The sequence below is a fragment of the Pararhizobium sp. LjRoot255 genome, from assembly GCF_964252905.1.
In the GTDB taxonomy this organism is placed as follows: domain Bacteria; phylum Pseudomonadota; class Alphaproteobacteria; order Rhizobiales; family Rhizobiaceae; genus Pararhizobium.
Map to the genome: position 1 here is coordinate 57,728 of NZ_CAXUPQ020000002.1, position 17,038 is coordinate 74,765.

The following is a 17,038-nucleotide window of genomic DNA, read 5'->3' on the forward strand; positions in this document are numbered from 1 at the left end:
GTCCTTCGCCTCACACTCAGTTCTTGATCATCTTCTTCCACGACTTGGTGTCCACCTATTTTGGTGGACACCTTATGCGTCAGCTTACTCAAGAGAAGACGGCGCGGGGAATTTCGCGCTTGGCGTTGATTTTCCTTGGACCCCGCTCGTTCTGAGCGTGATCTTCCTTTTTCACCCAACGCTCTCGGATAGGTCGCCAGCGGTGGCGGGCTCGTGCTGATCGTCCTGACATTGGCAAACCAGTTGCGTTCCCGGACACCCGCCTCGGCCCATTGGCCGGGAAGACGAGGCGCCGGGGCAGAATGCCGAGGCGGTTCAGGTTCTCGGAATGCGCGAGGCTGCCGTTTGTGATGGTCTCCCGATTGTCCAAGGAAAAAGGCTGTAATATCTCGATAAGCGCCTTTTCGCGCGTCGCCATTTTGAATCCGAAGGCGAGGCTTGATGTTTTCGGCGACGGGCCAGAGCGCGAAAGTCTAGAGAGACTTGTCAAGAAACTCCGCCTTCAGAATAATGTCAGATTCCAAATATAGAATCTTGCAAAATCAGTAATAACGAATAGGATGAATGTCGCGTTTCTACATTGATTACTTTTTCTCATCTTTAAATAGCTGTGACAGTTGATGTATCTATTTTAATTCATTTATTTTTCTAGCATCGCAGGAGCGAGTTGAACTCCGAAGGGTCGCAGGCGACTACCACTGTGATCGTGTGTTTCGACGTCCGAGATACTCACTCGTCCGCAATCAACGTCCGAACGGTTGCGATTGGAAGGAAAAGGCGCATCTCGTTCGAGTGAAAAGGCAGAAACCCGTATTCGAGATAGAGCGCGCGACGTTTTTCTGTACGTTCCGGATTGCCACAGTCAAGGACGTCAAGAACCACCATCGCCACGCCGACATTTTCGGCAACACGCGCGACCCGGGTCAAACAATCGATAAGAAGGTCGCCGCCATATCCGCCTCCCCTGAACTTCTCATCCCGTCCTATCATCGAAATGTAAATCGCCGGTATGGACCCGTGTCCCGGCCTGTTGCGCGCGAACTTATCGGGCAGTTCCGAATAGTCGATCGAATGGGTGTTCAGAGCATAGAAACCGATGACACGTCCGTCTTCGTGAGTCATAACGAAAACGCGTAGATTATCGGCCTTTGAGAGCTTGTTTGCGGTTTTCTTGAAAAAGTTGTCAACCTGTTCAACGCCACATGAAAAAGCCGCCCGATCATGCTTGGCTGGATCGAGCGGCTCTATCGTGATTTTCGGAACTGCTGCCTGCGACATTACTTCGAAACGACCGTTTCACGGTGCCGCTTGAACGCATCCTTCAATCGAGCGCTCGGTGCTGGCGGATTGTCGAGAGCCCCAAAAAACGCTTCATGATCGACCGCCGCAAGGCGCGTGCGTTCATGTGCGGCAATCGTCTCCATTGCCGACTGGTAAGCGGCAGTCATCGCGAACGACGTGTCATCTACACCGGCCAACGCAGCCGCTCTTTGAATGGTCTTCTTGATGTGCGCCTTCGTACGGAAATTCATCCGAGCATCATTGGGCTCATCGACCGTCGCAGTAGCATCGTGGAAAGCACGCATAGACGCCTCCTTCGGCGCATAGTTCACCTTTCTCCACCGTGTACGCTCATGAGGCGTACGTGTCAACAAGATTTAAGCGCTAGGCTGCAAAGTCGCATCGCGTTTCAATCACACGGTTGGGCGATCACCTCCGATGCGGCCGGGAGACGGGACTATTTCCCACCATTGATCCGATACAGATCTATTCGAATTCCGGCATTATTCATGTCATCACTCTCACCTTCCCTGCCGGGACCGGTCAACATCCTCAGTCGAAGCGGCTTCTGAATCGCCCACGTCGCCCTGGTTAGCCGGGGACCTCGTGTCTGGACGGCAATGATGGAAGTCCCGGCAGTCCACCAGCTGTTCCCCCGGCTAGAATTAAATCCGGTGAAGACAGCATCGAATGCAGCACGGGCAAGAAGAGTAATTGCTCGTAGCAAACCAGCGGTGCGACATTTCTGCCGGCGACTTTGACTCCGGGGTTTGCAAAGAGATGAGCACGAGCGCCACCGTGCTGCCCAGCGACATAGATCCACGGCTGCCACATCGCCACTGGTGCCGGTATGCGTTCGACCATCGTTGCTCTGAAGCAGGACGGACCCTGGACCTATGGCGTGCTCGCCAACCATGCCTGGTTATTTGCCGGCAACGACGAGCGAAATGACATCAGCAATAACTTTCTGCAGCCGTTCCTGTCCTATACCAACGCCCGAAGCCTGGACATTCGCTTTGAACACCGAGTCGACCTATGACTGGAAGGCGGAAGAGTGGATGACAGCGGGGATGGGCTATTGGGGGGCTGCGCCGGACAATGCCCGGAAGTCTTGGGATTTCGGCTCGGGCTGACATTCCTCCTTCCCAAGTGAGGCAGCAGGCAAACGCCCATGCCGATGCTGAAAGCGGCATCCTCAAAATGAGTTCCAGGCGAGATATTATCCGATCGGGAGAGTAGCGATCGGAAACCCAGATGGCTCGCAAAACTCGCTTGCTCGGCGATGACAGACGCCAGAAATTACACTGCGTTTTCAGCTCAGTGCCACCCCGGACGCACTTTCAAAATCGAAGAACTTCTGGATCGCAAGTGCTGAAGCGCCGCGCGACCAGATGTTGTTCTCCCAGTCGATCTCGATCGGTGGCGGCACTTCGAAGCTGAATCGTTTAACCGCTTCGGTCATCGGGTCAATCAGCGCCCTGCCAAAACGAATGGCCTCGCCACCGACAATGACCACTTCGGGATCGACAAGGTCGATCATGCCGACGAGGCGAAGGCCGATATCACGGCCGATCGATCCAAGGAACGCAACGGCCTGCGTGTCACCGGCTTCCATTGCTTCCTGCAAGCCGGCCGGTCCCTGCACGGCATTCGTGGCGCACAGTTCCGCCCACTGCCTTTCGATAGCCGGTTCCGAAAACCGATGGCCCCAGTTGGAAAAACCGTCCGTTTTCAAACTGCCGCCATCGACGGCAAAACCGATTTCACCGGCCGCGAAGCGCGCGCCGCGATGGATTTGCCCGTGGAAGATCAGCGCCGACCCAACACCCGTGCCGATGATCAGCACAAGCGCCGAAGAACGCCTGCGCGCCGCGCCAAACAGTTGCTGGGCGATCGCAAAAGCATTGACGTCGTTGTCCACCCAAACGGGAACGTGAACCCGCTCGGCAAGGAGGGACGCGATCGGGACATTGTGCCAGTCGAACCGATGAGAGATCCGACAGACACCATGTTCAACGTCTATCAGTCCCGGCATCGCAAGCCCCACGCCAATCAGCTTTTCTCTGCGCCGGGTGATGTCCGGTATCAGTTGTTCGACCGCCTGCTTCGATGCCTCTGCCACAGTTGAAGGCTCCAGGTTCGGCAAGGCGATCACCGTGGTGGCTAGCGGTTCCGTCGAAAGATCCGTAAGCACCGCCTCAAGACGGTCCGCCATCAGCTTGAGACCGATCGAATATCGGGCGCCGTAATCGAGTTCGACGAGCACCGGCTTACGCCCACCCGTGCTTTGGGTGCTCTCGCCCTCTTTCAGAAACCCTTCCTCGATCAACTCGGAGACCAGCCCCGTTATCGCGGCATTGCTGAGGCCGGTTTTTGCGGCGAGATCCCCGCGGCTCAAGCCCCCTTCCCGACGCAGGAGATTGAGGGCAAGTCTCCGGTTGAGGGCCTTTGCTGTTCCTTGATCGACTTTAAGCGCCATATGCCCATCTTATTTCATTAAGTGAAAAAAGTCTTGCTATAATCCGCAAGAGCCATTAGAAGGCTTGCGAGGATCAATCTCCTGTTGCTGTAGCACAGCCGATTGGCGTCTGGGAGGAGTCCAGACAGTCTTCCAGCAAATAGCGGGCCTACCCGCAGAAACGAACATATTCAGGCACGTATGCGCCGGATGTGGTGCGCGATCCCCTTCGCGCGCCATGGGTTTTTGCGCGCCCCAAGGTGGAACGAGACGATGACGATTACTTGGATTTCAACATGTCCGGCGGAGCAATGGGTCGCCAGGTCAGTCGAACGACCGCTCAACGCCGTGAGTGGTCCCGCGTTGACCACCGGGAAGACGATCCTTGAGAATTTCAAAGGCTTTGGCGGCTGCTTCAATGAGCTCGGCTGGAAGGCACTCCAGCTTGTCGACGACAATGTGCGCCAAACCATCCTTGCGGAGCTGTTTTCCACGGATGCCTGCGCGTTCAACTACTGCCGCCTGCCGATCGGCGCGAACGACTATTCGGAAATTTGGTACAGCCATAATGAAACAGCTGGCGACTTCGCCATGGCTGCTTTCTCCATCGCACGCGACCATAAATATTTGATCCCGTTCATCGAGGCGGCCAGGGAAATGCGGGGCGAGGACTTTATCCTCTTTGCGTCGCCCTGGAGTCCCCCGACCTGGATGAAATTTCCGCAGGCCCACAATTACGGAACGCTTGTCTGGGACCCCGAGTACCGCAAGGCCTACGCCGACTATTTCGTCCGTTTTGTCCAGGCTTACAGCGACGCTGGCATCGCAATCGATGCCGTGCATGTCCAGAATGAACCGAATTCCGACCAGAAATTCCCGTCCTGCATCTGGACAGGGGCCAAGATGCGCGACTTCATCCGCGATGACCTCGGGCCGGCGTTCAAGGCCGCCGGCCTGGAGACGGAAATCTGGGCCGGTACGATCGAACGAGGTGACTTCAACGCCTGGGCGGGCACGATCTTTTCCGATGCCGAGGCGGCCGCCTACATCACCGGGGCCGGATTTCAATGGGCCGGAAAACATGCCGTCCAGCGGACCCGCCAGGCATTTCCGCACCTGCCGATCATCCAAACGGAAAACGAATGCGGCGATGGAACCAACACATGGGACCATGCCCACTACGTCTTCGACCTGATCCAGCACTATATTTCAAACGGCGCTGAAGCCTATGTCTACTGGAACATGGTCCTCAAGCCGCAGGGCGAAAGCACCTGGGGCTGGCAGCAGAACTCGATGATCACCATCGAACCTGAAAACCTGGCCGTGATCTACAATCCAGAATTCTACGTGATGAAGCACTTCAGCGCCTTCATCCGTCCGGGTGCCCAGGTGCTTGCGACCGTGGGACCAATGGCCGCGAACGCGCTTGCCTTCCGCAATCTTGATGGCACGACCGTCGTTGTCATCCAGAATCCCGGCGATGCCCCGCGCGCCGTCCCGCTGTCTCTCGGGGAAGAGACGCTGGCGCTCACCCTGCCCCCACTCTCGATCAACACAATCCGATTTTGACTGTTCAGGTGGACGATTCCCGTCCGCCTTGCTTGAGGAGGAAGTACATGAACATTTCAATGCGCGTGCTCAGGAACACCGCGCTTTTCTTGTCGCTGTCGGCGTCAACCGCACTGGCGCAAACGACCGTCAACATTCTGCGCCCGGAAGTGCCAGCCAATGAGAAGGCCTACTACGACCAGGTCGTCAGTGAATTTGAGAAGGCGCATGCCGGCGTCGACATTGCGTTCGAATACCTCGCCAACGAAGCCTACAAGCAAAAGCTGAGCACGCTTCTGCAATCCGACCAGAAGCCGGACTTGATCTACAGCTGGGCGGGTGGCGTGCTGGCGCAGCAGGCGGAAGCCGGCGTCTTGCAGGATGTTAGTGCGATGATGACGCCGGAATGGGCGGATAGTCTGTCGGCGGCAAGCCTTGCAGCGTTCACCATCGACGGCAAGGTCTTTGGAGTCCCCACCAATGCCAATGAGATCGTGTTCTGGACCAACACGGACCTCGCCGCCAAGGCCGGAATCGATCTGGGTGCCATCAAGACTTGGGACGACTTCCTGGCTGGAGTCAAAAAGGCGAAGGAAGCCGGCATCACGCCGATCGTCGTCGGAGGCAAGGACAAGTGGCCGCTGCATTTCTACTACGGCTATCTGATGGTGCGCGATGCCGGCAAGGACGGCCTGACTGCGGCCATGGCCGGAGAAGGCGATGGCTTTGCAGCCGCACCCTTCGTCAAGGCTGGCGGGGATTTCAAGGCGCTTCTCGATCTTCAACCGTTCCAGCCGGGCTTCATGGACACGACCTTCGAGCAGGCGACCGGCATGTTCGGCGACGGCAAGGGCATTTTCCACCTGATGGGCGACTGGGACTACGGCACAGCGAAGCAGAACTCCGCCACAGGCAAGGGTATCTCTGACGAAAAGATGGCGACCGTCCGGTTCCCGGCAGTTGCCGGCGGTGCTGGGCAGCCAACCGATACGTTCGGCGGCATCAATGGTTTTGCCGTCGTCGCCGGTGCGAAGCCCGAAGCGGTCGAATTCCTGAAATATCTCTCCAGCAAGGAAAACCAAGCGGTAGCTGGTGCCGAGGGCCTCTTCATTCCCGTTACCAAGGGTGCGGATGAAGGGATGAGCAATCCCTTCTTCAAGCAGATGTCGGCCGCCCTAATCGCGTCCAGCTTCCACCAGATCTTCCTCGATCAGGCACTGGGGTCGGACGTTGGGGCGACCATCAACGATGCTGCTGCGGATCTCGCACAGGGCGCGGTGACACCGGAGGAGGCCGCGACAACTGTTCAGGACGCGTGGTCCGTTCGTTGAATTTCGCATCTCGCCGGCAGGCTTGACCTGCCAGCCCCATCCAGTGGAGCGAAGTCATGTCCAACGCAGCAAGCATACGTGCCCCGAAGTCCAATTCAATACTTGCCGATCTCATGTCGAGCAAAGGCCAGGCGGTCCTTCTCATGTTGCCGCCCGCCTTCCTGCTCTTCACCCTCTTCGTCGCTTTGCCGCTGTTCGATGCGGCATACTACAGCCTGTTCAAATGGAACGGCTACGGCACCCCAACCGACTTTGTCGGGCTCGACAACTTCCGTCAGGTCCTCAATCACGGCATCTTCTGGCAGTCCGTTCGGAACACCCTGATCGTCCTGGCTGTTTCGCTGTTCATCCAGTTGCCGCTCGCACTCGGCCTTGCGCTGATGGTCTACGAGAAGACGCCCGCGAACACGTTGTTCCGGCTGGTCTTCTTCCTGCCCTACATCCTGGCCGAAATCGCCTCTGGATTGATCTGGAGCTTCGTCTTCGATGGCAATGCCGGCGTCGCGAGTGCCCTGTTCAAGTCGCTGGGGATGAATCCTGTGTTCATTCTTGCCGATCGCCATTGGGCCTTCCTCGCCATCACGCTTGTGGTGCTGTGGAAGTATTTCGGGTTCCATATGATGATTTTCGTGGCCGCCTTGCAAAGCGTTCCGAAGGAACTTCTGGAGGCAGCACGACTCGAAGGCGCGAAGCGCTGGGAAGTCGTTCGCTTTGTCCAGGTGCCGTTGATCGGGGCGGCAATCGGCGTCTCCGCCTTTTTCGCCGTCGTCGGGTCGCTGCAGCTCTTCGACGTGGTCATTCCGCTCACCAATGGCGGGCCGTCGAATTCGACCCACACCATCGTCACCTATCTCTACACGTTCGGCCTCACCCGCACCAGGATCGGATTCGGAAGCGCTGTCGGCGTCCTGCTCTTCGTTGCCGCCGTCGGGGTTTCGATCCTTTACCAGCGTCAGACCAACAAGAGGAGCAAGTGATGACCTCCGCTCGTTTAATTCCACAGCTCGCTCGTCTGGCGATCCTGCTGATTGTCGTGACGTTCGTCCTCGGCCCTTTGACAGTCGCCGTGTTCGGCGGCTTCAAAACGAATGGCGAACTGCTGGCCAACCCGTTCGGCATTCCGTCGCACTGGAACACGGAATTCTATTCAGCCCTGCTCAACGATCCGAGTTTCTGGAAATATCTCGGTAATTCGCTGATCATCTCGCTGTCCACGGTCGTCCTGACGCTGATCGTCGCGGCCGCCGCCGCATACGTTTTCGCGCAGATCCGATTCTTCGGCTCGAAAATGCTGATGTCCTACCTGCTGGCAGGGCTGGTGTTTCCATTCGCGACGGCGATCCTACCACTGTTCATCAAGGTGCGCGACTTCGGACTGCTCGATAGCTACTGGGCAGTGATCCTGCCGCAGACGGCGTTTGGCCTGTCGCTCTCCATTTTGCTCTTCAAGACGTTTTTTGAACAATTGCCGAAAGAGCTCTTCGAAGCGGCCTACGTTGAGGGGTGCGGCTATATCCGCTTCTTCTGGCGGTTCACCCTGCCCCTTTCGACACCCATCCTCGCCACCGTTGGTGTTTTTGCCTTCGTGCAGAGCTGGAACAACTTCCTGCTGCCGCTCGTGGTGATCAACTCGCGCGAACTGTTTACCTGGCCGCTCGGCATGATGCAGTTCCGCGGCGAATTCCTCGTCGAATGGAACAGGGTTCTGGCTTTCATCACGCTCACCATCCTGCCGGCCGTCGTGTTCTTCGTCGCCGCGCAGAAATACATCGTTGCGGGCCTGACAGGCGGTGCAGTCAAGGGCTGAAGCTTAATTTTGGGAGGATCAGGACATGGCAAATGTAGAACTTAGCAATATCAGCAAGACCTTCGGCGCGATCGAGACGATCCCCGATTTGACGCTGTCGGTTCCGGACGGTTCGTTCACGGTGCTCGTCGGACCCTCCGGCTGCGGAAAGTCGACGTTGTTGCGCATGGTGGCGGGTCTGGAGGCCCCCAGCCGCGGCAAGATCTCGATCGGAGGCCGGGATGTTACCCGCGAAGAGCCGTCCAAGCGCGGCATCTCGATGGTTTTCCAATCCTATGCCCTTTTTCCGCATATGACGGTCGAGCAGAACATCGACTTTGGTCTTCGGCTTTCGAAGACGGCACCGGACGAACGGCAGAAACGCGTGGACGCAGCGGCCGAGATCCTGCATCTCAAGGCACTTTTGAAGCGCAAGCCGGCGGCCCTGTCCGGCGGCCAGCGGCAGCGCGTTGCGATCGGGCGTTCGATCGTCCGCAACCCTGACGTTTTCCTTTTTGACGAACCCCTTTCCAATCTCGACGCAGCGCTCCGCAATCAGATGCGGGTCGAACTCGCCGATCTGCATGGGCGGTTGAAATCGACGATGATCTACGTGACCCACGACCAGGTCGAGGCGATGACGCTCGCCGATCAGATCGTTGTTATGAATGCGGGTCGAATCGAACAGGTCGGTGCGCCAATGGAGCTCTACAATCGTCCGCAAACACTGTTCGTCGCTGGATTCATCGGCTCCCCCCGGATGAACATGATCACCGGTGAGGCCGCAGCAAAGCAAGGCGCAAAGACGATCGGCGTCCGGCCCGAACATATCGAGCTTGGTGAGCATGGCCACTGGAACGGCCGGTTGCGAGTTGCCGAACATCTCGGCAATGAAACGATCGCCTATATCGACTCCGAACTTGGCGAACTGATCGTTCGCATCAATGGCGACCACAAGATGAAAACAGGGGAAGTGCTGCAGTTTCAATTCCTGCAAGAGCACCTCCACCGCTTTGATGACAGTGGGCAACGGATTCCCTGACTGAAGGCTGGCGCTAGCGTTTGCGCCGTTGGTAGAGGAATTCATCACGAGCTTACGCCGGGACCTTACGGCATGAGACATCACTCGAAGGCGATGCCCCATGTCAATCTCTAACGCACGGGCACTAAAATAGAACGGCTTATGGTGCTCGCCTTAATAGATGCGAACCGCTGACCACGGGATGGAGTTAGGGGGACGCATAATCAATTAGTTACCGACATTGTCCTGCTGCTCTAGTTTGCAATGTTTATTACTTGTGTACGGTACGCTAATCGCATACCGTTCTGCGGGTAAGTCGGAGACTAAGACTATGGCGACTGTGGAGAAGATTACAATTGCACTGACGTCGGAGATGGCGGGGTTTGTGCGGAGCGCGGTGGATGCGGGCGAATATGCATCGACGAGTGAAGCCATCCGTGACGCCGTCCGCGAGTGGAAGGAGCGACGTGATTTGCTCGGGTACACAGTCGAGGATCTCCGAGCGCTTGTGCAGGAAGGCATCGAAAGTGGGCCAAGTTCGCGCTCGACAATGGCAGAGGTAAAAGCTGCAGCGCGCCATCGATTGGAATCTCTACGACACGAACGCTAGCCGTGCTTTCAATTATTCGAACCGATCGTGCGGACGAGGACCTGATCGAGATATGGTCTTACATAGCCGTTGAGAACATATCCGCAGCTGACCGTGTTCTTGACGCGATTGAAGCACGCTGGGACAATCTCGCCCGACACCCCTACTCGGGAGTTGCGCGCGACGATATTGCGCCTGACATTCGGCATCTGGTCTCAGGCGAGTATCTAACTCTCTATCGGCTTAGTAGCGGTGCGATTGAAATCGTCCGCGTCCTGCATGGCCGCAGAAAGATATCCTCGAAAGTCATTTTATAAGCGGCAGCCTCACGGTCTCATGAATACGGAGACCCGTGATCGCACGTGTGAGGCGTAAGCCGTAAGGTGATTTATGGAACTTTCCTGTGCGCTTAGTCTGCAGGGGGCAAGCGCACGCAGCGGTTGTCGTAGGTCCCGCAGTCGCTATACCAACCAGGATTTGACTCAATTTGCCAAGGTAACGCCATTGCGTTGCGCTTCGCGGACGACGTTTTCCGAGAAGCCCTGTTGGAGAGCGTCCTCGACGAATGCGCGCACCAGGAGACCCGCAGATGAGTGGGAACAACTGACAGCAATCGTTTGCCTGATAATGAGGAACGGTTCGACTAAAATACGAAACCCTTCATGCTCGCTGACAAAGCGCTCAAGTGCCTGCTTTATGCCCGCAGACGCCTCATGATTGCCGTTCACAAATAGGTCGAGTGATTTCGGTGGCGTTGACGCATGAACCAATTGGGCGTGAGCGAGACGCCGCGCCAAATGGAGGTCGTATGCAGCGTTTCGCGTGACGCAGACTTTCACCCCCTCCATATCTATATCAGAAAAGGAGCGGTACGGACTTTCCTCCCGCACCACAAGCGTGCCTTCTATCAGCGCATAGGCAGGCGAGAATAAAAGCCTGTCTTCACGGGCCGGATCGGCGGCCAGGAAGGCGATGTCCCACTCGTCCTGATCGACCTTTTCCAGGATTTTGGCGGCCGAAGGATATGTAACAAATTCGACGCGACAACCGAGACGCTTTGAAAGATCACGGGCCAGTTCAACGCTGACGCCTTCAAATTTGCCAGTCGCCGGATCGCCTCTCACCAAGGCAACGTTGGCAAGGTTGACCGCCGCACGCAGGTAGCCCTTCGGCAACAGCGCGGCCCGCGAACGTGCAATTTCGTCGGTCATGTTTTCGATCCTCTGCCGAATAGAACGCAAACCCGCTGGTCAGCGTGGCTTGAACTTGGCTGCGAGCGCCTCGGTCCCACGAGCGAGAATACCGACATCGACACCGACCGCGGTAAAGGTCGTTCCGAGTTCGATGCAGCGCGCAGCAAAGGCAGTGTCCGGCGTGAGAATGCCGGCCGGCTTGCCGAGAGCCGCAAGACGGATGATCGCATCCTCGACGGCAGCGACGACCTCAGGATGGCCGGGCTCCCCCGGATGTCCAAGGCTGGCGGCAAGATCGGCGGGGCCGATGAAGACACCATCAACGCCATCGACCGCGGCAATGGCCTCCAACGCCTCCAGTGCCGCACGGGTTTCCAACTGCACCAGCAAGCACAGCTCCTCCTCTGCCCGCTTGGCGTAGCCGGCGACACGGCCAAAGCGCGTCGCCCGCGTCAGCCCGGACACGCCGCGGATACCGGCGAGCGGGTAGCGCATGGCGGAAACCGCTGCTTCGGCTTCCTCCCGGTTCTGCACGTAGGGGATGAGCAGCGTCTGCGCGCCGATGTCGAGATAGCGCTTGATCAGGACCGCGTCGTTGCTGGCAGGGCGCACGATAGGCGAAACGTTATAGGCCGCGACCGCCTGCAATTGCGGCAAGACCGTCAGCACATCGCCGGGCGAGTGCTCGGTATCAAACAGCAGCCAGTCGAACCCGGAGGGGGCCACAATTTCAGCGGCATAGCTGCCCGGGAGGCTGCACCAGAGGCCGATCTGCTGCCTCTTTTCGTGGAGCGCGCGTTTGAAGTGGTTTTCCGGAAGGTTCATGAATCACCTATAGAAACGAGACGCCGAGCGCGCCGATCGGACCGTAATCCGCCTGGATGACATCACCGGCGGCAATATCGACCGGCCGAGTGAAGGAACCGGCCAGGACGATCTGCCCCTTCTCCAGCTTGCCGCCGACCGCATGGAGCTTATTGACGAGCCAGGCAATGCCTGCCGCGGGATGCCCCATGACGGCCGCCGAAACGCCGGACTCCTCGATGATCCCATTCTTGGAGAGCGTTGCCCCGATCCACCGGATGTCGACATCCATCGGACGGATGACGCGGCCCCCGACGACAATGGCGCCGAAGGCCGCGTTGTCCGCGATGGTATCGGTGATCGCGCGTGGGACCTCGGTTCTGTAATCGATGATTTCGAGCGCCGGCACGATGAATTCGGTAGCGCGCATGACGTCGTAGATGCGGGTGTTCGAGCCTTCGAGATCCTCGCCCATGATGAAGGCAAGTTCCACTTCAAGGCGCGGTTTGATGAAGAGGTCGGCCCTGATCTGGGCGCCATCGTTGAACAGAGCATCATCGAGGATGCGCCCGTAATCCGGCTCGGTCATCTTCGATGCCATCTGCATGGCCCGCGATGTCAGGCCGATCTTGTGGCCTGCGACGCGCGCACCTTTGGCAATCCTGCCTTCCGCCCAAAGATCCTGGATGCGGTAGGCGTCCTCGATCTCGATGTGCGGATAGGTCTTGCTGAGTTGCGGGATCGGCACCCGGCTTTCCTCGGCCGTCAGCAACGCCTGTGCCGCAGCGCGGCGCTGTTCATCCGTCAACATGGGTGTCGTTCTCCCGTTTGCTTATTTGATTGGTGCGCGTGGCAGGACTGCCTCGCCGGGCTCCATCACGTATGTGTATTCCAGGGAAAACCAGGGAATATTGACACTCGGATCGTCCGGATGCGGTTCGTCATGCTGCACGAAATCGCCAGTCAGCGCGGACGTCACCCCGAACTGAACGTCGGAATCGATATTCGGATCACTCGGATCGAAAACCTGCGAAATCAAGGTCTTGTACCCTTCCTTGAAGATTAGCGCGTGCAGATGCGCTGGGCGATAAGGGTGACGTCCCTGCACCTTCAAAAGCCGGCCGACGACACCGTCCACCGGGATGGGATAGCCCACCATCTTGACCGTGCTGAACCGGAAGCGACCATCTGCGTCCGTCGTGAATTTGCCCCGCAGGTTCATCTCGGCCTGATCAGGATCCTGGTTCTCGTAGAGACCGACGGGCGACGCGTGCCAAACATCCACCTCGGCGCCCGCAACGGGCTCACCGTGTCTGTCAACAACCCTGCCTCGCACAAACAGCGGAGAGCCGGGCGTATCCGACCGGATAATAGTACCGCCATTTTCAACGCGCGGCGAGTTGAGGCGCCAGAAGGGGCCAAGCAGCGACTGGGACGTTTCGGTCTGGCCCTGATCGCCGTTGTTGAGCAGGCAGACCAGCGTTGAAACGCCGAGCGAACCCGACATCAGGACAAACTCGTTATGGCTGTCGGTTTGCAATTGACCGATTTCGTTGAGGATTGCCGTGGCATCGCGAAACTCCGGCTCCGTCAAGCGGACGTCGCGAACAAAGGCATGCAGATGCTTTACCAGCGCCGTCAGTATCTCGCGAAGTCGGTGATCCGAGGTCTGCTCCATGACCCTCAAAACAGCCGCCGTCACATCCTCTTGGGTCCGTATCACCATCTCACACCTCCACGTGGGTGTGCCTGTTTTGATAAATCATCGATTATTTGTCAAGCAGGCAGTTGTTGAACTGCGGGCATTTTCGCCATAAAGCGCTAACAGCGGCACTAGATTGTCAATAATCGAATTGATTTTGTTATATAAATAGCAGATGGGAGGTTTCCCATGATGCAAATCGACTGTTTTGTTGCCCAAATCGTTTGACACGAATAATCGTTTATTATATCGATCGTCGATAATGAAATCCGACGCCAGAAACGTGCGGAGCCATCTGGGAGGATGCCAATTGCGATCAGGGCCTGGAAGCCTGATTTCGGAAAACGGCGTGGAGGCGGCGACGCCCGCTCCATCGTTTTTGGATGACGGCAAGAACACGATCGCCAGCCAGTTAGTATCGCGGTTGCGCGAAGCAATCATTTCCGGCCAGCTCGAGGCGGGCAGCAAGATCAATCTCGATCGAGCAAAACTGAGTTTTAACGTCAGCCTCAGTCCTTTGCGCGAGGCATTGGCGCGTCTGATTTCAGACGGGTTGGTCGAATTCGAAGACAACCGCGGCTACCGCGTCGCGCCCGTGTCATTGTCCAATCTCAAAGAGATCACCAGTCTGCGCGAGGAATTCGAAACGTATGCGCTGCGGGAATCCATGCGTGTCGGCGATGTCGAATGGGAAGGCAACGTCATGCGCGCGCTGCATCGCCTGAACCGGACGGAACGGGATGCAGCCAAACCCGAAACTCTGGAGCAGTGGGAGGCCGTCCACCGGGAGTTTCATCTGACCCTGATTTCGGGCTGCCGGAAGCCCCTGCTTCTCAATTTCTGCAAGACCATGCTGAACCTGAACGACCGCTATCGGCGCACCTTTCTCACCCGCACATCCGGCGACCGCAACGTCAGTGTCGAGCACAGCGAAATCGCGCAGGGAACGGTAGCGCGGGACATGGACTATGCCTGCGACCGGCTGCGCGAACATATCCATCGCACCGGAACAAATCTACGAAAGCATCTCGCGGAAAAGGGAATTGCCTGAATGGAGACCCGGGAGGAAACCATGCCGGCCAAGATTTCAGTGCCGCCGCTGGGGGTCGCGCATTTTTCAGCGATTGATGTCGAGCCGGCGAAATTCGTGTCGCTTGCCGCAGCAGCGGGCTTTTCGTCGGTTGGCCTGCGCCTATATCCGGCCTTTCCCGGCGCTCCCTATTATGAGCTGCCGGCGAGAAGTGACGCAGCGCGTGACGTTAAAGCGCGTCTGGAGGGTGAAGGGATCTCGCTGTATGACATCGAATTCGTTGTCATCGGGCCGGACTTCGATGCCGCTGCTCTGACGTCCATGCTTGAAGCCGCCAGCGCGCTTGGTGCGCAACGTCTCAGCGTTTGCGGCGACGACCCGGATCGGGAACGCCTCGTTGCCAATTTCGTAGCGCTTTGCGACCTCGCGGCCACCTTCGGCATGGGTGTCGATCTTGAGAACATGGGCTGGCGCACTGTCGCCAGCTTTGATGACAGCCTGACGATCGTGCAGGGATCGAACCGGGACAACGCCGGCGCGCTGATCGATGCGCTGCACTTCTTCCGCAATGGCGGACAAGCTGAGGATGTCTCTGCTGCGCCTCCAGGCATGATCAGAAGCATTCAGCTCTGCGATGCGCGGGGACCTGCGCCGACAACGGCAGATCAAATGGTCAGCGAGGCCAGAACGGGACGGTTTGCTCCGGGGCTGGGTGAGCTTCCCGTGGCGAGCCTGATGAGGGCGTTGCCCGCAGGCGCTGCCGTTTCGGTGGAGGTGCCGATCCATTCCAGTCAGGCGCCCGAGGAGCATTTGCGTCACCTTCACGATGCCACCCGTGCGTTGACCGGCTAACCAGAGGCACAACGCAAAACGGATACCAACACGGAGACAGGCAGAAGAGCCCGTCGACGGAAGAGAGATATTGTCATGAATTACGTGCTGGATTTCAGCGTTGTCTTCGAAAAGATGCCCGACCTGCTGATGGCGGCTCTGGCGACGATCGGCCTTGCACTCGCGGGCATGTCGCTGGCGCTGGTGATCGGCGTCATCGGCGTCGCGGCCCGGACATCGAATATCCGTCCCTTGCGCGCGGCCGTCATCACCTTCGTCGAAGTGGTCCGCAATACACCGTTCCTGGTGCAGATCTTCTTCATCTTCTTCGCTCTACCAATGATGGGCATTCGCCTCAACCCCACGGTCACGGCGATCATCGCGCTGGCCATCAACGGCGGCGCTTATGCGATCGAGATCATTCGCGGCGGGGTCGACAGCGTCCACAAGGGTCAGGTTGAAGCAGGCCTCGCGCTCGGCCTGCACAAGGCGCAGGTGTTCCGCCTGATCGTCCTGAAACCGGCGCTGAGGGCGATCTACCCCTCGCTGACCAGCCAGTTCATCATGCTGACGCTCACCACGTCGGTCTGCACGTCGATCGCAGCCTATGAGCTGACCTCCGTCGCACAGATCATCGAGTCCGACACGTTCCGCAGCTTCGAGGTCTATTTCACGATCACGCTCATGTATCTCGCCATCTCCTGGATGATGATGGGGCTGTTTGCGCTGATCTCGCGTCGTTTCTTCAGCTATCCGGTGCGGTGAGGAGCAGGACAATGGGTGTTATCGGCCAAAACGAAATGCTTTTCCTGCTGCAGGGTCTGAAGTGGACATTGCTTCTGTCTGCGATCGGCTTCATCGGTGGCGGGGTATTCGGACTCCTCATCGCGCTTGCCCGGACGTCCGGACGCTCCGCGCTCCGCAAGACGGCGGCGGGTTATATCTCCGTTTTCCAGGGTACGCCGTTGCTGATGCAGCTGTTCGTCGTCTACTACGGCATCGCGCTTCTCGGCGTCAGCATCGAGGCCTGGGTGGCCGTCGCAATCGCCTTCACACTGCATGCCAGCGCCTTTCTCGGAGAAATCTGGCGCGGCGGCATCCAGGCAATCCCGAAAGGCCAGACGGAAGCCGCCAATGCGCTGGGCCTCCACTATGTGTCGCGGATGAAGGATGTGGTCCTGCCGCAGGCGTTCAAGGTCTCGCTGCCGGCAACGATCGGCTTTCTCGTCCAGCTCATCAAGGGCACGTCGCTTGCCGCCATCGTCGGCTTCATCGAACTCGCCCGCGCCGGACAGATCGTCTCGAACCAGACCTACAGGCCGCTGCTGATCTTCGGCATCGTCGGCGCGATCTACTTCACCATTTGCTGGCCCCTGTCGCTCTATGGGGCCCGGCTCGAGAATCGGATGGCCAAGGCTGCCCGGTAAGTTGGCAATCCAACAAACAGACAAGCTCTTATCAACC

Annotated in this window: 21 protein-coding genes and 1 pseudogene; 13 read left to right on the forward strand and 9 right to left on the reverse strand. The window is 58.0% G+C overall.

Annotated elements, in window-relative coordinates:
* Nucleotides 1-88: 88 nt before the first annotated feature.
* Nucleotides 89-418 (reverse strand): hypothetical protein, encoded by a 330-nt coding sequence (locus ACSQ2W_RS19215; RefSeq protein WP_436089006.1) that lies wholly within the window; start codon nucleotides 416-418, stop codon nucleotides 89-91.
* Here ACSQ2W_RS19215 and ACSQ2W_RS19220 point away from each other — a divergent pair.
* Complete coding sequence (locus ACSQ2W_RS19220) at nucleotides 351-530, forward strand: glycosyltransferase (RefSeq protein ID WP_436088931.1); 180 nt, start codon at nucleotides 351-353, stop codon at nucleotides 528-530. The genes ACSQ2W_RS19215 and ACSQ2W_RS19220 overlap by 68 nt on opposite strands.
* A gap of 199 nt (nucleotides 531-729) precedes the next feature.
* Here ACSQ2W_RS19220 and ACSQ2W_RS19225 read toward each other — a convergent pair whose 3' ends face one another.
* The 3 genes from ACSQ2W_RS19225 to ACSQ2W_RS19235 form a co-directional block, all read right to left on the reverse strand.
* On the reverse strand, nucleotides 730-1,278 hold the full coding sequence (locus tag ACSQ2W_RS19225) for a GNAT family N-acetyltransferase (RefSeq protein ID WP_436087872.1): 549 nt from the start codon (nucleotides 1,276-1,278) through the stop codon (nucleotides 730-732).
* Nucleotides 1,278-1,586, reverse strand: coding sequence for a DUF1778 domain-containing protein (locus ACSQ2W_RS19230; protein ID WP_436087873.1), 309 nt, complete (start codon nucleotides 1,584-1,586; stop codon nucleotides 1,278-1,280). Before ACSQ2W_RS19230 ends, ACSQ2W_RS19225 begins: the two co-directional genes overlap by 1 nt.
* A 286-nt stretch (nucleotides 1,587-1,872) precedes the next feature.
* Nucleotides 1,873-2,145 carry a nitrilase-related carbon-nitrogen hydrolase gene (locus ACSQ2W_RS19235; protein WP_436087874.1) on the reverse strand — a complete coding sequence of 91 codons (273 nt, stop codon included), beginning with the start codon at nucleotides 2,143-2,145 and terminating at the stop codon, nucleotides 1,873-1,875.
* Between ACSQ2W_RS19235 and ACSQ2W_RS19240 the strand changes: the two are divergent.
* Nucleotides 2,129-2,434: pseudogene (locus ACSQ2W_RS19240) on the forward strand (transporter); the annotation flags it as partial. The gene ACSQ2W_RS19235 and the pseudogene ACSQ2W_RS19240 sit on opposite strands and share 17 nt — an antisense overlap.
* A 159-nt stretch (nucleotides 2,435-2,593) precedes the next feature.
* Here ACSQ2W_RS19240 and ACSQ2W_RS19245 read toward each other — a convergent pair.
* Nucleotides 2,594-3,760 (reverse strand): ROK family protein, encoded by a 1,167-nt coding sequence (locus ACSQ2W_RS19245; protein ID WP_436087875.1) that lies wholly within the window; start codon nucleotides 3,758-3,760, stop codon nucleotides 2,594-2,596.
* A gap of 252 nt (nucleotides 3,761-4,012) precedes the next feature.
* Between ACSQ2W_RS19245 and ACSQ2W_RS19250 the strand changes: the two genes are divergently transcribed.
* From ACSQ2W_RS19250 to ACSQ2W_RS19280, 7 genes are all read left to right on the forward strand, one after another.
* The gene (locus ACSQ2W_RS19250; protein ID WP_436087876.1) at nucleotides 4,013-5,308 is read left to right on the forward strand and encodes a glycoside hydrolase family 30 protein; all 1,296 of its coding nucleotides are present in this window, start codon (nucleotides 4,013-4,015) and stop codon (nucleotides 5,306-5,308) included.
* 47 nt (nucleotides 5,309-5,355) lie between these two features.
* The gene (locus ACSQ2W_RS19255; RefSeq protein WP_436087877.1) at nucleotides 5,356-6,618 is read left to right on the forward strand and encodes an extracellular solute-binding protein; all 1,263 of its coding nucleotides are present in this window, start codon (nucleotides 5,356-5,358) and stop codon (nucleotides 6,616-6,618) included.
* Nucleotides 6,619-6,674: 56 nt separating this feature from the next.
* Nucleotides 6,675-7,595, forward strand: coding sequence for a carbohydrate ABC transporter permease (locus ACSQ2W_RS19260; protein WP_436087878.1), 921 nt, complete (start codon nucleotides 6,675-6,677; stop codon nucleotides 7,593-7,595).
* Nucleotides 7,595-8,425, forward strand: a complete 831-nt coding sequence (locus tag ACSQ2W_RS19265; RefSeq protein ID WP_436087879.1) for a carbohydrate ABC transporter permease — start codon at nucleotides 7,595-7,597, stop codon at nucleotides 8,423-8,425. The genes ACSQ2W_RS19260 and ACSQ2W_RS19265 overlap by 1 nt, the downstream gene beginning before the upstream one ends.
* Before the next feature lie 25 nt (nucleotides 8,426-8,450).
* Nucleotides 8,451-9,446, forward strand: coding sequence for an ABC transporter ATP-binding protein (locus ACSQ2W_RS19270; RefSeq protein ID WP_436087880.1), 996 nt, complete (start codon nucleotides 8,451-8,453; stop codon nucleotides 9,444-9,446).
* Between the two features lie 310 nt (nucleotides 9,447-9,756).
* On the forward strand, nucleotides 9,757-10,035 hold the full coding sequence (locus ACSQ2W_RS19275) for a type II toxin-antitoxin system ParD family antitoxin (protein WP_436087881.1): 279 nt from the start codon (nucleotides 9,757-9,759) through the stop codon (nucleotides 10,033-10,035).
* A gap of 2 nt (nucleotides 10,036-10,037) precedes the next feature.
* Nucleotides 10,038-10,331 (forward strand): type II toxin-antitoxin system RelE/ParE family toxin, encoded by a 294-nt coding sequence (locus ACSQ2W_RS19280; RefSeq protein ID WP_436087882.1) that lies wholly within the window; start codon nucleotides 10,038-10,040, stop codon nucleotides 10,329-10,331.
* Between the two features lie 165 nt (nucleotides 10,332-10,496).
* Here the strand turns inward: ACSQ2W_RS19280 and ACSQ2W_RS19285 are convergent, their stop codons facing one another.
* The 4 genes from ACSQ2W_RS19285 to ACSQ2W_RS19300 are packed head-to-tail and all read right to left on the reverse strand — an operon-like array spanning nucleotide 10,497 to nucleotide 13,737.
* On the reverse strand, nucleotides 10,497-11,225 hold the full coding sequence (locus ACSQ2W_RS19285; RefSeq protein ID WP_436087883.1) for a transporter substrate-binding domain-containing protein: 729 nt from the start codon (nucleotides 11,223-11,225) through the stop codon (nucleotides 10,497-10,499).
* A gap of 39 nt (nucleotides 11,226-11,264) precedes the next feature.
* A complete protein-coding gene (hpaI, locus tag ACSQ2W_RS19290; protein WP_436087884.1) occupies nucleotides 11,265-12,032 on the reverse strand; it encodes a 4-hydroxy-2-oxoheptanedioate aldolase in 768 nt (255 codons plus the stop codon).
* A gap of 7 nt (nucleotides 12,033-12,039) precedes the next feature.
* Nucleotides 12,040-12,822, reverse strand: a complete 783-nt coding sequence (gene hpaH / locus ACSQ2W_RS19295) for a 2-oxo-hept-4-ene-1,7-dioate hydratase (RefSeq protein WP_436087885.1) — start codon at nucleotides 12,820-12,822, stop codon at nucleotides 12,040-12,042.
* Between the two features lie 21 nt (nucleotides 12,823-12,843).
* Entirely contained in the window at nucleotides 12,844-13,737 is an 894-nt protein-coding gene (locus ACSQ2W_RS19300) for a dioxygenase (protein ID WP_436087886.1), read from the reverse strand.
* A 286-nt stretch (nucleotides 13,738-14,023) separates the two neighbouring features.
* On the opposite strand from ACSQ2W_RS19300, the gene ACSQ2W_RS19305 reads away from it, so the two are divergent.
* The 4 genes from ACSQ2W_RS19305 to ACSQ2W_RS19320 all read left to right on the forward strand — a co-directional run bounded on the left by ACSQ2W_RS19305 (nucleotide 14,024) and on the right by ACSQ2W_RS19320 (nucleotide 17,001).
* Nucleotides 14,024-14,764, forward strand: coding sequence for a GntR family transcriptional regulator (locus tag ACSQ2W_RS19305; protein WP_436087887.1), 741 nt, complete (start codon nucleotides 14,024-14,026; stop codon nucleotides 14,762-14,764).
* Nucleotides 14,765-15,595 carry a sugar phosphate isomerase/epimerase family protein gene (locus tag ACSQ2W_RS19310; protein WP_436087888.1) on the forward strand — a complete coding sequence of 277 codons (831 nt, stop codon included), beginning with the start codon at nucleotides 14,765-14,767 and terminating at the stop codon, nucleotides 15,593-15,595.
* Between the two features lie 75 nt (nucleotides 15,596-15,670).
* The gene (locus ACSQ2W_RS19315) at nucleotides 15,671-16,339 is read left to right on the forward strand and encodes an amino acid ABC transporter permease (RefSeq protein WP_436087889.1); all 669 of its coding nucleotides are present in this window, start codon (nucleotides 15,671-15,673) and stop codon (nucleotides 16,337-16,339) included.
* A gap of 11 nt (nucleotides 16,340-16,350) precedes the next feature.
* A complete protein-coding gene (locus ACSQ2W_RS19320; protein ID WP_436087890.1) occupies nucleotides 16,351-17,001 on the forward strand; it encodes an amino acid ABC transporter permease in 651 nt (216 codons plus the stop codon).
* Nucleotides 17,002-17,038: the final 37 nt, after the last annotated feature.

Bases quoted from the DNA above. Each gene is read 5' to 3' on its own strand.
- ACSQ2W_RS19265 (WP_436087879.1), top strand. From the start codon at position 7,595: ATGACCTCCGCTCGTTTAATTCCACAGCTCGCTCGTCTGGCGATCCTG.
- ACSQ2W_RS19300 (WP_436087886.1), bottom strand. From the start codon at position 13,737: ATGGTGATACGGACCCAAGAGGATGTGACGGCGGCTGTTTTGAGGGTC.
- ACSQ2W_RS19320 (WP_436087890.1), top strand. From the start codon at position 16,351: ATGGGTGTTATCGGCCAAAACGAAATGCTTTTCCTGCTGCAGGGTCTG.
- ACSQ2W_RS19285 (WP_436087883.1), bottom strand. From the start codon at position 11,225: ATGACCGACGAAATTGCACGTTCGCGGGCCGCGCTGTTGCCGAAGGGC.
- ACSQ2W_RS19255 (WP_436087877.1), top strand. From the start codon at position 5,356: ATGAACATTTCAATGCGCGTGCTCAGGAACACCGCGCTTTTCTTGTCG.
- ACSQ2W_RS19230 (WP_436087873.1), bottom strand. From the start codon at position 1,586: ATGCGTGCTTTCCACGATGCTACTGCGACGGTCGATGAGCCCAATGAT.
- ACSQ2W_RS19270 (WP_436087880.1), top strand. From the start codon at position 8,451: ATGGCAAATGTAGAACTTAGCAATATCAGCAAGACCTTCGGCGCGATC.
- ACSQ2W_RS19225 (WP_436087872.1), bottom strand. From the start codon at position 1,278: ATGTCGCAGGCAGCAGTTCCGAAAATCACGATAGAGCCGCTCGATCCA.
- ACSQ2W_RS19220 (WP_436088931.1), top strand. From the start codon at position 351: ATGGTCTCCCGATTGTCCAAGGAAAAAGGCTGTAATATCTCGATAAGC.
- ACSQ2W_RS19245 (WP_436087875.1), bottom strand. From the start codon at position 3,760: ATGGCGCTTAAAGTCGATCAAGGAACAGCAAAGGCCCTCAACCGGAGA.
- ACSQ2W_RS19310 (WP_436087888.1), top strand. From the start codon at position 14,765: ATGGAGACCCGGGAGGAAACCATGCCGGCCAAGATTTCAGTGCCGCCG.
- ACSQ2W_RS19250 (WP_436087876.1), top strand. From the start codon at position 4,013: ATGACGATTACTTGGATTTCAACATGTCCGGCGGAGCAATGGGTCGCC.
- ACSQ2W_RS19215 (WP_436089006.1), bottom strand. From the start codon at position 418: ATGGCGACGCGCGAAAAGGCGCTTATCGAGATATTACAGCCTTTTTCC.
- ACSQ2W_RS19260 (WP_436087878.1), top strand. From the start codon at position 6,675: ATGTCCAACGCAGCAAGCATACGTGCCCCGAAGTCCAATTCAATACTT.
- ACSQ2W_RS19315 (WP_436087889.1), top strand. From the start codon at position 15,671: ATGAATTACGTGCTGGATTTCAGCGTTGTCTTCGAAAAGATGCCCGAC.
- ACSQ2W_RS19235 (WP_436087874.1), bottom strand. From the start codon at position 2,145: ATGGTCGAACGCATACCGGCACCAGTGGCGATGTGGCAGCCGTGGATC.
- hpaI (WP_436087884.1), bottom strand. From the start codon at position 12,032: ATGAACCTTCCGGAAAACCACTTCAAACGCGCGCTCCACGAAAAGAGG.
- ACSQ2W_RS19275 (WP_436087881.1), top strand. From the start codon at position 9,757: ATGGCGACTGTGGAGAAGATTACAATTGCACTGACGTCGGAGATGGCG.
- hpaH (WP_436087885.1), bottom strand. From the start codon at position 12,822: ATGTTGACGGATGAACAGCGCCGCGCTGCGGCACAGGCGTTGCTGACG.